Origin of the sequence: Methanoculleus chikugoensis, from assembly GCF_019669965.1 — an archaeon.
Lineage (GTDB): Archaea > Halobacteriota > Methanomicrobia > Methanomicrobiales > Methanoculleaceae > Methanoculleus > Methanoculleus chikugoensis.
Genome location: NZ_AP019781.1, coordinates 759177 through 771855, shown reverse-complemented (window position 1 = coordinate 771855; position 12679 = coordinate 759177). Strand labels below are relative to the sequence as shown.

General features: G+C 59.2%; 13 protein-coding genes and 1 tRNA gene. 10 read left to right on the top strand and 4 right to left on the bottom strand.

The annotated features are described in order from the left end of the window. Positions 1–22 precede the first annotated feature (22 nt). From MchiMG62_RS04055 to MchiMG62_RS04040, 4 genes are all read left to right on the top strand, one after another. Positions 23–1168, top strand: a complete 1146-nt coding sequence (locus MchiMG62_RS04055) for an ORC1-type DNA replication protein (RefSeq protein WP_221057993.1) — start codon at positions 23–25, stop codon at positions 1166–1168. A gap of 49 nt (positions 1169–1217) precedes the next feature. Continuing rightward, the gene (gene mch, locus MchiMG62_RS04050; RefSeq protein WP_221057992.1) at positions 1218–2165 is read left to right on the top strand and encodes a methenyltetrahydromethanopterin cyclohydrolase; all 948 of its coding nucleotides are present in this window, start codon (positions 1218–1220) and stop codon (positions 2163–2165) included. A 407-nt stretch (positions 2166–2572) separates the two neighbouring features. Then, positions 2573–2646, top strand: a tRNA-Val gene (locus MchiMG62_RS04045). 689 nt (positions 2647–3335) lie between these two features. Continuing rightward, positions 3336–4634, top strand: a complete 1299-nt coding sequence (locus MchiMG62_RS04040) for a hypothetical protein (RefSeq protein WP_221057991.1) — start codon at positions 3336–3338, stop codon at positions 4632–4634. Between the two features lie 7 nt (positions 4635–4641). Here the strand turns inward: MchiMG62_RS04040 and MchiMG62_RS13390 are convergent, their stop codons facing one another. Beyond that, positions 4642–4797: a transcriptional regulator gene (locus tag MchiMG62_RS13390; RefSeq protein WP_221057990.1), complete on the bottom strand. Its 156-nt coding sequence runs from the start codon at positions 4795–4797 to the stop codon at positions 4642–4644. A 236-nt stretch (positions 4798–5033) separates the two neighbouring features. Between MchiMG62_RS13390 and MchiMG62_RS04030 the strand changes: the two genes are divergently transcribed. The 3 genes from MchiMG62_RS04030 to MchiMG62_RS04020 all read left to right on the top strand — a co-directional run bounded on the left by MchiMG62_RS04030 (position 5034) and on the right by MchiMG62_RS04020 (position 7203). Then, positions 5034–6017: a proline iminopeptidase-family hydrolase gene (locus MchiMG62_RS04030; protein WP_244987790.1), complete on the top strand. Its 984-nt coding sequence runs from the start codon at positions 5034–5036 to the stop codon at positions 6015–6017. Between the two features lie 379 nt (positions 6018–6396). Next, on the top strand, positions 6397–6606 hold the full coding sequence (locus tag MchiMG62_RS04025) for a TOBE domain-containing protein (RefSeq protein ID WP_054848364.1): 210 nt from the start codon (positions 6397–6399) through the stop codon (positions 6604–6606). A gap of 87 nt (positions 6607–6693) precedes the next feature. Beyond that, positions 6694–7203 carry a hypothetical protein gene (locus MchiMG62_RS04020; RefSeq protein ID WP_221057989.1) on the top strand — a complete coding sequence of 170 codons (510 nt, stop codon included), beginning with the start codon at positions 6694–6696 and terminating at the stop codon, positions 7201–7203. A 430-nt stretch (positions 7204–7633) separates the two neighbouring features. Here MchiMG62_RS04020 and MchiMG62_RS04015 read toward each other — a convergent pair whose 3' ends face one another. Then, on the bottom strand, positions 7634–8050 hold the full coding sequence (locus MchiMG62_RS04015) for an SET domain-containing protein (protein ID WP_221057988.1): 417 nt from the start codon (positions 8048–8050) through the stop codon (positions 7634–7636). Positions 8051–8293: 243 nt separating this feature from the next. Between MchiMG62_RS04015 and MchiMG62_RS04010 the strand changes: the two genes are divergently transcribed. Both MchiMG62_RS04010 and MchiMG62_RS04005 read left to right on the top strand, forming a co-directional pair. Further along, on the top strand, positions 8294–9175 hold the full coding sequence (locus tag MchiMG62_RS04010) for an ABC transporter ATP-binding protein (protein ID WP_244987789.1): 882 nt from the start codon (positions 8294–8296) through the stop codon (positions 9173–9175). 3 nt (positions 9176–9178) lie between these two features. Then, positions 9179–9949, top strand: coding sequence for an ABC transporter permease (locus MchiMG62_RS04005; protein ID WP_221057987.1), 771 nt, complete (start codon positions 9179–9181; stop codon positions 9947–9949). Between the two features lie 25 nt (positions 9950–9974). Here MchiMG62_RS04005 and MchiMG62_RS04000 read toward each other — a convergent pair whose 3' ends face one another. Both MchiMG62_RS04000 and MchiMG62_RS03995 read right to left on the bottom strand, forming a co-directional pair. Continuing rightward, a complete protein-coding gene (locus MchiMG62_RS04000) occupies positions 9975–10151 on the bottom strand; it encodes a CxxC-x17-CxxC domain-containing protein (protein ID WP_074370462.1) in 177 nt (58 codons plus the stop codon). 43 nt (positions 10152–10194) lie between these two features. Further along, entirely contained in the window at positions 10195–10371 is a 177-nt protein-coding gene (locus MchiMG62_RS03995) for a CxxC-x17-CxxC domain-containing protein (RefSeq protein ID WP_221057986.1), read from the bottom strand. A gap of 304 nt (positions 10372–10675) precedes the next feature. Here MchiMG62_RS03995 and MchiMG62_RS03990 point away from each other — a divergent pair, with 304 nt between their 5' ends. After that, complete coding sequence (locus tag MchiMG62_RS03990; RefSeq protein WP_221057985.1) at positions 10676–12667, top strand: methyltransferase domain-containing protein; 1992 nt, start codon at positions 10676–10678, stop codon at positions 12665–12667. The last annotated feature ends 12 nt before the right edge of the window (positions 12668–12679 follow it).

Genomic DNA, 12679 nt, shown 5'->3' with positions numbered 1-12679 from the left:
TACCGTACCCGAGGATTGTATAATGAAGAAGAACCTGCTCATGTGGGACGAGACGCTTTTTCGGGATCCCGAGGTCTTCGAGATCGATTACGTCCCCGAGCAGTTCAACCACCGTGACGCCCAGATCCGGGAACTCGCGTTTCAGGTCAAGCCCGGGCTGCGGGGGGCGAGGCCGCTCAACACCATCTGCCGCGGCCTCCCGGGAACCGGGAAGACGACGAGCGTCAAAAAGGTCTTTGCCGAGATCGAAGAGGCTACGAAGAAGCTCGTCCCCGTCTACATCAACTGCCAGATCGACAACACCAAGTTCGCTATCTTCTCGCAGATCTACCGCCGCGTCACCGGGCACCCGCCGCCGCCGTCGGGCACGTCGTTCAAGCAGGTCTTCGACGCCATAGCGAAAGTGCTGCAGCGCGAAGAGCAGGTGCTCCTCGTGGCGCTCGACGACGCGAACTACCTCCTCTACGAGAACGAGATCAACCAGGTGCTCTATCCCCTGCTGCGCTCGCACGAGGCCTACCCGGGCGTCCGGATCGGGGTCGTCGCCATCGTCAGCGACATGTCCGTCACCCTGCAGACCGAGGTCGACGCACGGGTGGCATCGGTCTTCCGCCCGACCGAGATCTACTTCCCCCCCTACTCAGCGGAGGAGATCCACGGCATCCTCGAGGAGCGTGTCCTGCAGGGTCTCTACCCGAACGTCCTCCGGCCCGATATGCTGGATCTCGTGGTGGAGCAGACGATGAAGAGCGGCGACCTCCGCGTCGGTATCGATCTCCTGAAGCGTGCGGCCCTGAACGCCGAGCGGGAGGCACGCCGGTCGGTCGAGCGGGGGGATGTCTGCAAGGCATACGAGGTCTCCCGGTACCTCCACCTTGCGTTCTCGCTCCGGGCGCTCAAGGCCGAGGAGCGGGAGGTGCTGGCCAGGATCGCGGATATGTCGGCCCGCGACGATAAGGAGATGAACGCCGGCGACGTCTACCGGTTCGTCAAAGAGCAGGTGGGCGGGGTCAGTTACACCAAGTTCTACGAGATCATCCAGAAGTTCGATGCGATGCGGCTCTTGAACCTCCACTACCGCCAGGGAAGGGGGCGAACACGGCTGATCAGTCTCCGGTACGATCCCGGGCGCGTGCTGGAACACCTGGGGCAGGAGCAATCGATTTGATAATCCTTATCTGTTCCCCCACCGTTTGTACTCTGATGAGGTTTTCCACATGCTCAGCGTGAACGAACTGGCACTGGATATTTTTGAGGAACTCTTCGAATACGCCGAGGAGTTCAATGCCGCCCCGCACGAGCTCGACAACGGCGCACGCATTGTTGACTGCGGCGTCAGCACTTCGGGCGGGTACCTGACTGGGAGGCGGTTCACCGAGATCTGCATGGGCGGGCTCGGCGAGGTCGACATTACGATGGGCCGGATCAAGGAGTTCCCCATGCCGTTCATCGAGGTCAGCACCGACTTCCCGTCGATTGCGTGCCTCGGCGCCCAGAAGGCGGGCTGGACGATCAGCGTCAACAAGTACTTCGCGATGGGGAGCGGCCCCGCACGGGCGCTCTCCCTGAAGCCCAAGCACACCTACGAGGTCATCGAGTACGAGGACGAGTTTGATTACGCGGTCATCTGTCTTGAGAGCGACCACCTCCCGAACGCCGCGGTGATGGAGAACATCGCCGAGGCCTGCAACGTGGACGTGGCGAACACCTGCGCGGTCGTCGCCCCCACGGCCTCCCTCGTCGGCTCGATCCAGGTCGCCGGCCGCTGTGTCGAGACCGCGATCTACAAGCTGAACGAGCTCGGGTTCGACACCAGAAAGATCACCGCGGGTATCGGCCACGCCCCGATTGCGCCCGTCAAGAAGGACGGCACGAAGGCGATGGGCTGCACCAACGACGCGACGATCTACCACGGCAGCATCATGCTGACGATGAACGCGCCGGAGATCAAGGACTACCTGGATCGGATCCCGAGCAACAAGTCCAAGGGATACGGGAAGCCGTTCTACGATATCTTCAAGGAAGCCAACTTCGACTTCTACCAGATCGACACCTCGCTCTTCTCCCCGGCCGAGGTCGTCATCAACGAGCTCTCCGAGGGCAAGGTCTACCACGTGGGAGCCGTCAACCCCGAAGTGACGCTGAAGTCCTTCGGGTTTATCTGAACTCTTTTTTTAGGCCCTGTTGGTACGTTTCCTCAACTCTCTTTAGAGGGGCGCCTCTATCGAGGCGTCCCGCGGAGCGGATTCTTACCGGAATACCAAGGATCCGCATATAACTTCCCATGGGACTGCGCATCTAACGATGCTCGAACGACCGCCGTGCCGCCGATCGTTTATCACCACGCACTGCCCGCCCCCTTGGGGGGGCGGAACGACGTTCCATCAGGAGCGGAGTTTGAGCACCGTCAGGTGCGAATGAGGAGCGCGAAGCGCGGGCGGTGGGGGCTTTTGAGGAGAGGCTTGTGAGCACGAGCCGCGACGGACGGAAGAGCACGGACACGACAGCCCCGGAATCAGGAGCAGGCAACACGTTTATCCGTCACGGTGCAAAACACTATAAGGCATCCACGGGGCTTGTGGTCTAGCCGGTTATGACGTCGCCCTTACACGGCGAAGATCCCCGGTTCGAATCCGGGCAGGCCCATTGCTGTTTGGCACTGGCGGCGCAGCGTCATTGGTTCGCTCTTTTATATTCCACAAGGTTTCCTGGTTTCTTGATGCACCATTTGAGTCCTAGGAGCGAATATTCACAGCAGACCTGTGCGGTGGGGGTTGCCGGAAGCACAACTCTGTTGTCCTGCGCGATGATAGATGGCTTTTGCCCCTAGTGCTCAGTCTCGTAGCGGGCTATTCGCTCTCCGGACAGATAGTCGATGAGAGCTTGTCTGCAAGAAATGCAACTCAATTATGCAATTAAAGAAGGGTTAGTCTTGATTGATACTACATGACGCTATAAATTGAGATTTGTCCTCGATGCTTTTTTGTATAACTGAAACCAGCGAATCTGGCACCTACACCCAGGAGAAGAAATATATATTACAGTCTCCAGGGGGGGGTAGTCGGCGATGGAGAACACCGACCGGGAGCGTCATGCTGGTGCAACTGGCAACCTGTACGGCTTACAGGTTGAAATGGGTTACCTCACTGGCACCTTGAACTGCAGCAATCAAGATGTCACGTGCAGGTTGATCCGTGATGTTGTACTTGACGTACGTGGGCTTATGGACAATCTAGAAAATTGTTCATTGTCCAAGGTGTTCGCCACACCGGCGCACATTTGCATGGGTGGGATACTCTTTGACAATCCAATCTGTGTACGTTGTGAACACACAGGTGGTTAACGTCGATGATCGACCTCTTAAGCCGCCTTCAACCTTAACCCCAAGTTGGGGATCGATATTTCGTAGTGAGAATTGCTTTTCTGACCTCTTACACCTTAATGATTCAGAATCGGATGTTTCAGATGACAACTCAAATCCACAAGCACCAGAAGTCCAAGGAGTCAGCCAATTATGCTTTAACCCACGTGAATTTCGGATTAGACCAAAGGGGTATACGGACAACGAGCTTATTGAACTTCTGCAAAGTGTTGGTGGTACACAAGGAAGAAGATCATGTGACAATCTTCTGTACTACTGCCCAGATATTGGCGATTATAGAATTTCTTCTTTTTACTTTGAACTTAGAAATCCAGTTATTTTTGAAGCCATCGATATGCCAGACGTAAGTAAGAACGTATCAAAATTAAATGCAAGAGGCAAAATTCACGCCCACTTCTACCCTTGTGGATATGCAGTTATTCATGTCCCCATCAAATTAAGTTGGAAAGGACACCTGCAACTAGCGGAAATCAAGAATCTTGCGTCTAAAGTATACCCGGGTAAAGAAAGTAATTGGAGTTGGGCGTCAAATATCCACGAAGGACAATTGCATTCAATTTTAGAGAAATTTCTCAAGGCTTTCAACCAATCAGTATACTCAATCAAATCAAAGGGAGTAAACGTATCACAATTTTCTGATCGGGGTTGGCTTACCACATTAAAAATAGCATCTGACGTCAGTGCAAAGTTATTTGCGAAAAAATATTTCAATCGAGAACTAAAGAAGTTGGACTATTTAGAGATTTTAGATGATATCTACCTATTAGGGACCAGTACATACACTAGCTTTGTTTTCTCATCTATTCGAAATAATAGGAAGGCACTACATATATTTTGGGATCTGCTCTCACTAGTTGAATTGTCTCTTATAAATCTAAAAATTTACGAAGACTTAGACTGGTTCCTAGAACAAGAAATAGACAAGTTAAAAGCTAAGAATAACAGTATCTTTGAGCGATATAAAATCTCACGGGAAAATCTGCGAAGATGGGACTATGACGAACCATCTGTTCGAAAATTCTCTAGATTTTTAAAGTATCAAAATGACATCCTTAATAGGAGTATTTACTTAAGAGACACGCACATGGAGATGATTCGCCATCTTTATAATTTTTACGGCGTCAACGGTCAATGCACGACATTTGAAGACAATTTAAAAGAATGGGAGAATGAGGTGAGGGTTAGTACACCTACACCTCTTCGAATAGTCAGAATAATCTGGAGCATTATACCATTTTTCAAACCACCTTAAGTGCGCTTTAGAATTCTCGCCTGTCGACACGTTTAAATTTTGTCTTATTGCGATGAACGCTTATGGAATACGGATTCTCGGAAAACGCCTTCTCGATAGTGACATACCCGGCTTTTTGCAACCGTCGTAAATGAGCCGAGGGGTTACCCGATGTCAGCCCCATCTGCTCCTAAAGACAGGCACGTCAGCACGCCCGGCAAAAATATGAACGCTATGATTGCAAACCGAGTCGGTACGTGAATCATCTCACCATAAGGGCAATTTCCATCCTATTTCATAATATTCAAAATATCCCCAACCAAACACCCCACCAGGAACACACCGCCGCCGGCCCCCTACAGCCCCCCGGTCGTGCACTCCAGGGGTAACCATACCGGGAAAAATGTCCAGGAGAATCTCATGCTACTTCTTGTTCTCACAACCGCAACGGTGCTGCTCGCGCTCTGCATCATGACGGGCCGGGCGGCCGACGGATCGAACGTCACCATAACCGGAACCGACGGCGACACCCGCGAGGGCTACGTCGGCGTCACCGGCGGCCGGGTCTGGTTCCGGATCGTCAGTGCGGAGAGCGCGGGAACGCCCCTCCTTGTCCTCCACGGGGGGCCGGGGATGACGCACGACTACCTCGAACCGCTCGAAGCCCTCGCGGACGAGCGGCCGATCGTCTTCTACGACCAGCTCGGGTGCGGGAACTCCGACCGGCCCGGCGACCCCGCTCTCTGGACGGTGGAGCGCTACGTCGACGAGGTCGGCGAGGTCAGGGAGGCGCTCGGCCTCTCCCGGGTGCACCTCCTCGGGCAGTCCTGGGGAGGCGGGCTCGCGGCCGAATACGTCCTCGCTAAAAAACCCGACGGCGTCGAGAGCCTCATCCTCTCCGGGCCGCTGCTGGACGCCGGCCGGTGGGTCGCCGACCAGCGGGCGAACCTCGCGGCGTTCCCCGACGAGATGCAGGAGGATATCCGGGAGGCGGAAGCAGGCGGGAACTTCGACTCGCCGGAGTACCAGGAGGCCATAACGGCGTACTACACCCGGCACGTCTGCCGGACGGATCCCTGGCCCGAATGCTTGAACAGGTCGATCGAGCACCTCGCCATGCCGGTCTACCTGCAGATGTGGGGGCCGAGCGAGTTCACCTGCACGGGAACCCTCCGGGAGTTCAGCGTCGCCGACCGGCTCGCCGGCGTCCCGGTTCCGGTGCTCTTCACCTGCGGGGAATACGACGAAGCGCCACCCGCGACCATGGAATACTACCGGAGTCTGGTGCCGGGATCGGAGCTCGAAGTCTTTAAAGGCGCCTCGCACAGCCACCACCTCGAAGAGACCGGGGCATACCTCACGGCCGTGCGGGAGTTCCTACGTCGGGTCGACGCGGCACAGTGATCCGGGGACAGGTAAACCCACTCTTTTGCGCCCAGGAGAACCGTATCACAACTCCGGAGTCTCGCGCGAAGGCGCGAAGAACGCGAAATCCAGAGAGTTGCTGGCAATCCCCTTCGCGTCTTCGCGTCTTCGCGTGCAGCAACGTCGATGGAGGTAGCAGGTGCTATGCCTCAGGGTGAGGCATTCAACAGAGCCCTATTTTAGCACTCGTGCAGGCCGGGGGGACACCAGGCGCCGCCGCTCTTCCCCATCCCGGAACCCACAGCGACAGACAGCATCGCGGCATCCCCATCCGCAGGGAGAGGTTGCGTACCACGCCGGTCTTCCGGGCATCGAAACTTATATTGCCCGGAGAGCAGGATCACCGCCGCGGTGCATCATGAAGTTAAGCGCAAGAAACCAGCTTCCCGGAAAAGTAAAGGCCATTGATGTGGGCGTCGTCACTGCAGAGGTCGTCATCGCGCTGGACGGCGGCGGCGAACTTACCGCGGTCATCACGAAGAAGTCCGTGGAGAATCTCGGGCTTACCGTCGGCAAGAAAGTCTACGCCGTGGTCAAGTCGACCGAGGTCATGGTCGCCATCGACTGAACAACCCACCCCTTTTACCCCGAGCAGGGCGGCAACGCATAAATAGACCGGCAACCGTTCTGCCGGCATACCCACCGTGGGGCACCCATGGCACGAGAATACCCTCCCCTGCTGATTGCGGTCATCATCTGCGTCCTGATGACCGTGCTCGCCGGCACCTACGCCCTCCTCGCGAGCGAGGGCGCACCCCCTCCAAAAGAACCGGCCCTCCCCCCGGCCCCGGCCGGAACCCCGGGAACCCCGGTCGCGACGGGCGCCCCGGTGCAGGTTGCGTCCCGCACGTTCTCGATCAGCGTCACCCCGTCGTCCGCCACGGCCCGGCCGGGCGATACCGTCAGGTTCACGCTCACGGTGCACCCAGAAGACGGATTTGCCGCTCCCATCGAGGTCAACGTCACCGCTACGGCGCTCGGTGGCGTATACCGCGATAACCATGACCTCGGCACGATCTCCGTACCCTACCCGCCGCTCACCTACGAGGTCGCGGCCCCCGACCTCCCGCCGCTCGTCTCCACCGCGACCGTGGATGCCGTGGTCACGGCGACCGGAGGAGGCACCGTGCGGACCGAGCGGGTGCAACTGGTCATCAGGAGATAGGGCACCGGCACGGCACATCGGCCGATATGGTCGTTGCAGGCGAATCGCGGCGCGTTCGGGCCGCATCTCCCTTCTCACACGCCTACATCCCGGACACCCGTCTGAGATATCCCCAAATTGCCCTTAAATCCCTCAAATCATCCAATTTAAAGGACGGTTCTGAGTTACCCGCACGGCCTGCGGGACGGTTACCGGGGTCGACAGCCGCAACGGAGAATCGAGAGAATATCTACAATATAGAGAGTATTGTGCAAACCCCTTGATTTCCACTGGAGATTTTGGCAGGCGGGCCTGAACTGCCCGGCAAGGGTGGGGCGGTACCCCGGCACCCGGTTCTCGATACCGGCAACGATCGCTCTGCCCCGGGGATAAACCGGAGCAAAATGGGGCCGGAACGGCAGATCAGCGCGGCTCCGGGCGTTAAGAAAACTCACTCCACCGCATCGAACCAGACGGGATCGGGGCAGTCCGCCGGCCCGCCGTAGTTGATGGTGATCTCCTCGTCCTTCGAGATGGGGCGGTGGGCGGAGATGCGGATCGCGCCCCGGAGATGATCGCAGACGTGATCCGCGTTCGCGTGGTAGGAGTGGTTGTAGAGCGACCCGTAGCCCAGCGCCACGGCGGCGTGCTCCCCCCATGCGAAGTAGTAGTCGAAGAGGTGCGTCTTATCAAGGTGTTCCTGCTCATCCGCTCCAGCGAGCACGATAACCGGGCAGATCTCGATCATCTCGCCGGCCGCAAGATCCCTGCGGGCGAAGACGCCCCGGCCGCGGGACTGCGAGGAATCGACGTATACGGCTTCCGGAGGGGAGAAGACCCCTCCTGTATCCCTGGAATTCTCGATCATGGTTTCGCTGCGACTCCACATCTGCAGATAAGTGCGGTTTACTCTGCCGGGCAAAAAGGCTGCGGGGGCCCCGTCCCGATAGACCGGAATTCCGGCCCGAACCGGGCGGGAATGCTGCATGCCTCCCAGCCGGGAACCCCCTGCGCGGCAGAAGGGTGAGCGAAAGAATGTTGTAGTCGCACGACTCCACTGACCCTTTCGGGAGGAGGAACGATCGGGGACATCATCGTAGCGCACGACCTCTTGAAGCGGTTCGGAGACCTCGTCGCGGTCGACCGCATCGCCTTCCGGGTCAGAGAGGGGGAGGTCTTTGGGTTTCTCGGCCCGAACGGAGCGGGAAAGACGACGACCATGAAGATGATCCAGTGCATCTCCCCTAAATCCGGCGGCACCCTGGAGGTCTTCGGCATGGATGTGGATACCCACCACCGCCGGATCAAGAGCCATCTCGGGGTGGTACCGCAGGAGAACAACCTCGACCCGGACTTCTCGGCCTACCGGAACCTGCTGATCTACGCCCGCTACTTCGGCATCCCGAAGCGGGAGGCGGAGAGGCGGGCCGAAGACCTCCTCGCATTCATGCAGCTCGACGAGAAACGGGACGTCCTGATCGACAACCTCTCGGGCGGGATGAAACGGCGGCTGATCATCGCCCGGGCGCTCGTCAACGAACCGGAACTGCTCATCCTGGACGAGCCCACCATCGGTCTCGACCCGCAGGCGCGGCACCTGATCTGGGAGAAACTCCGGAGCCTCCGGGCCGAAGGAAACACCCTCGTCCTCACCACCCACTACCTCGACGAAGCGGAACGCCTCTGCGACCGGCTGGTGATCATGGATCACGGAAAGATCCTCGTCGAGGGCACCCCGGCGGACCTCATCCGGGAGCACGCGGGAAGCGACATCGTCGAGGTCGAGCGGACACAGAAGGTGGTTGGTCGCCTGGAGGAACTCGGGCTGAACTACGACCTTGCCGGCGACGTGGTTCAGGTCTTCACGGACCGCCCGAACGACGTTGCACGAGAACTGCTCGAGGTCTGTCGGCACGAGGCGGCGGTGACGGTCCGGCCGGCAACCCTCGAGGACGTCTTTCTGCGGCTGACCGGCCGGAGCCTGCGGGAGTGAGCGATGATCGTCGACATCACCACGAGAGTCCGGAGCGTCTGGCGGAGGAACTGGGACGCCTTCCTCAGGACATACAAGGTAAACTTCATCCCGCCCTTCGTCGAGCCGGTTCTCTACCTCCTGGCGCTGGGGTTCGGTCTCGGAACCTACATCGAGGCGGTCGACGGGATCCCCTACCCCGTCTTCATCGCACCCGCCCTCGTCTCGATATCGGTGATGTACTCGGCCTTCTTCGAGTGCACCTACTCCTCCTTCGTCCGGATGTACTACCAGAAGACGTTCGATGCCATCATCGCGACCCCGGTCGGCATCGACGAGGTGATCGCGGGGGAGATGCTCTGGGGCGCCACCCGGGGAATGATCTACGCCGCACTGATGCTCCCCGTGCTCCTCATCTTCAACGTTGTCGCCATGCCGTCGTCCCTGCTGCTCATACCCTTCGCGTTCCTCGCCGGCCTCCTCTTTGCAGGCATCGCGATGTGCTTCACCGCGATCACGCCGAGCATCGACGCGCTGAACTACCCCTCGTTCCTCTTCATCACCCCGATGTTCCTCTTCTCGGGGACGTTCTTCCCGCTCGATCTGCTCCCGGAACCAATCCAGTACTTCGCCCTCGCCGCTCTTCCGCTCACGCACGTCGTCGCCGTCAACCGGGCAATCACGCTCGCGGCGTTCTCGCCGGTAAACCTCCTCAATCTCGCCTGGATAGCGGCGGCTACCGTAATCTTCTTCGTTCTCGCCATCAGGCTGATGCGAAGGCGGCTCATCGTGTGACGGCGCGATCGGCTAAAAAAAAGGGTTAGAATCGGGGTTTTCTGTGCTTCGGGAGGCAGTCGCGGCAGTAGACCGGCCTGCCCTCAGTCGGCTTGAAAGGAACTTCGCACTCTTTACCGCAGTCGGAACAGACCGCCTTGTGGAACTCACGGGGGCGGTCGTCATACGAACGGGGGCCCCTGCGGGGGTATCTCTCTTCCATCGGAACTTCACTCACTTCTGGAAACAGAATTCGTACTGGCTACTCAGAACCGGGGTTTCCTGTGCTTCGGGAGGCAGTCGAGGCAGTAGACGGGCCGACCCTCCGTTGGCTTGAAAGGAACTTCGCACTCTTTACCGCAGTCGGAACAGACCGCCTTGTGGAACTCGCGGGGGCGGTCCTGAAACGATCTGGGGCCCCTGCGGGGATATCTCTCTTCCATATACTCAACCATGCAGATAATCTGCACATACACAACTACCTGCCTGCATATATAGGTGTTTCTTGGGGATCCGGGACCGGGGAGCCCGGCCCGGGGAGGCCGGTGCGTGTTCGGGATATGCGGGAACCAAAACCCACCTTCAATGTGCCTGTTTCCCGCTAAAGAGAGGATCGTGACGCAATGCTTTTATCGATACCATCCTATCGAAAGATCATCCAACTATGTACAGGATAACCGTTCTCTTTTGCAACCCGGCAGAACAATGGTTCTATTCCGGAAACGGAGCCGGGGGGAGTGGGCCGGCATGATCGACGAGGTCCACACCGACGAGCCTCCCGATAGCAAACGCAAGGCAAAACACCGGGACAAAAGGACGATCGGTCCGGTCCCGAACCTTGAGGAACACGTAAAATCCGACTGGTGGAGGGGTATCTTCAATCGCCTCTACCTGAAGACCGACGGCGATGTCGTCGACGACCCCGGGATCACCGAGCGGGAGATCGACCGGATCGCCCGGGTTCTGCATCTCCAGCCCCACGAGAGGGTTCTCGACCTCTGCTGCGGCCAGGGCAGGCACACCCTCGAACTCGCGCGCAGAGGCTACAACGCCGAAGGCCTCGACCAGTCGCACTACCTGATCCAGCGGGCCCGGTCGACCGCGAAGAAAGAGGGGCTCCCCATCCGGTTCCGGGAGGGGGACGCCCGGCGGCTCCCGTACCGCACCGACACCTACGACGTCGTCCTCATCCTCGGGAACAGTTTCGGCTACTTCGATTCTGTCGAGGAAGACCTGCGGATCCTCACCGAGATCCGGCGCATCCTCAAACCCTGGGGACGGGTGCTTCTGGACGTCGCCGACGGCGAGTACTTACGCGAGCACTTCCAGCCGAGGTCGTGGGAGTGGATCGACGACGCCATGTTCGTCTGCCGCGAGAGGTCGCTCTCGTTCGACGAACAGCGCCTGATATCCCGCGAGGTGATCACCGACGTCGAGAAGGGCGTCGTGGCCGACCAGTTTTACGCCGAGCATCTCTACACCCCCGAGGCGCTCCGGCGGCTTCTGGAACGGGCGGGATTCTCCGGGATTGCCTTCCAGGAGATCGCGACCGAGTCGCAGCGCAACCAGGACCTCGGGATGATGGAGCGCCGCCACATCGTCACCGCGCACGTCAGGAAGGAGTGGTCGGCGACGAAGACGAAAGGCCGGGAGAAGGCAAAACACGTCGCGGTGCTCCTCGGCGACCCGGCCAGGCCCGATGCCCTGAAACCCTCCTGCGCCTTCGACGACGACGACTTCTACACCATCGACCAGATGAAGGCGGCGTTGCGGGAACTCTCCGGCTACCAGTTCACCTACCACTCCAAACACGAGACGCTGATCCAGGATCTCCCGCGGCTGAAGGGGAAGGTGGACTACGTCTTCAACCTCTGCGACGAGGGGTTCAACAACGACCCGAGGAAAGAACTCCACGTGCCGGCGCTTCTTGAGATGTACGGCATCCCGTACACGGGAGCCGGCCCGCAGTCGCTCGCGTTCTGCTACGACAAATCGCTCGTGCGCGGGATCGCAAAAGAGATGGGGATCCCGGTGCCGGACGCCTGCTTCATCACCCCCGGCGACCGCACCTACGATGTCGGGATGAAGTTCCCGGCGATCGTCAAGCCGAACGCCGGCGACTCCTCCTACGGCATCACGCAGAAGAGCATCGCCCACACCATCGAGGAGCTCGCCGACATCATCACCTCGCTCCGGACGACCCTCGGGTACGACTGCTCGCTCCTCGTCGAGGAGTTCCTCACGGGAAAGGACATCAGCGTCGGCATCATCGGAAATCCGTCGGGCTACAGCATGGTGCTGCCCGTCATCGAGGAGGACTACTCCGCCCTGCCCCCGGACCTCCCCCGTATCTGCGGCTACGAGGCAAAGTGGCTCCCGGACTCGCCGTACTGGAAGGTCACGTCAAAGCCGGCGGATCTCCCCGAGGGGACCGAGAAGATGATCGTGCGGTGCTGCCTCGCCCTCTTCGAACGCCTGGAGTGCCGCGACTACTGCCGGTTCGACTGGCGGCTCGACGAGCACGGCAACCCGAAACTCCTCGAGGTCAACCCGAATCCCGGCTGGTGCTGGGACGGCCACCTCGCCAGGATGGCGAAGTACGCAGGCCTGAACTACTCCGAGATGCTCGGCCGGATCCTCAAAGCCGCCGAGGAACGGTTCGGGATGGAGCCGGAGAGGGATGCGCGCGAGACCGGCGAGGAACGCCTCCCGTTCGACCTCAGCCAGGAGACGGCCTGACCCTACCACCTT

Excerpts from the sequence above, each read along its gene's own strand:
- MchiMG62_RS04020 (WP_221057989.1), top strand. The coding sequence starts at position 6,694 with ATGGCACGAGAATACCCTCCCCTGCTGATTGCGGTCATCATCTGCGTC.
- MchiMG62_RS13390 (WP_221057990.1), bottom strand. The coding sequence starts at position 4,797 with ATGGGGCTGACATCGGGTAACCCCTCGGCTCATTTACGACGGTTGCAA.
- MchiMG62_RS03990 (WP_221057985.1), top strand. The coding sequence starts at position 10,676 with ATGATCGACGAGGTCCACACCGACGAGCCTCCCGATAGCAAACGCAAG.
- MchiMG62_RS04005 (WP_221057987.1), top strand. The coding sequence starts at position 9,179 with ATGATCGTCGACATCACCACGAGAGTCCGGAGCGTCTGGCGGAGGAAC.
- MchiMG62_RS03995 (WP_221057986.1), bottom strand. The coding sequence starts at position 10,371 with ATGGAAGAGAGATATCCCCGCAGGGGCCCCAGATCGTTTCAGGACCGC.
- MchiMG62_RS04000 (WP_074370462.1), bottom strand. The coding sequence starts at position 10,151 with ATGGAAGAGAGATACCCCCGCAGGGGCCCCCGTTCGTATGACGACCGC.
- MchiMG62_RS04030 (WP_244987790.1), top strand. The coding sequence starts at position 5,034 with ATGCTACTTCTTGTTCTCACAACCGCAACGGTGCTGCTCGCGCTCTGC.
- MchiMG62_RS04015 (WP_221057988.1), bottom strand. The coding sequence starts at position 8,050 with ATGATCGAGAATTCCAGGGATACAGGAGGGGTCTTCTCCCCTCCGGAA.
- mch (WP_221057992.1), top strand. The coding sequence starts at position 1,218 with ATGCTCAGCGTGAACGAACTGGCACTGGATATTTTTGAGGAACTCTTC.
- MchiMG62_RS04055 (WP_221057993.1), top strand. The coding sequence starts at position 23 with ATGAAGAAGAACCTGCTCATGTGGGACGAGACGCTTTTTCGGGATCCC.
- MchiMG62_RS04025 (WP_054848364.1), top strand. The coding sequence starts at position 6,397 with ATGAAGTTAAGCGCAAGAAACCAGCTTCCCGGAAAAGTAAAGGCCATT.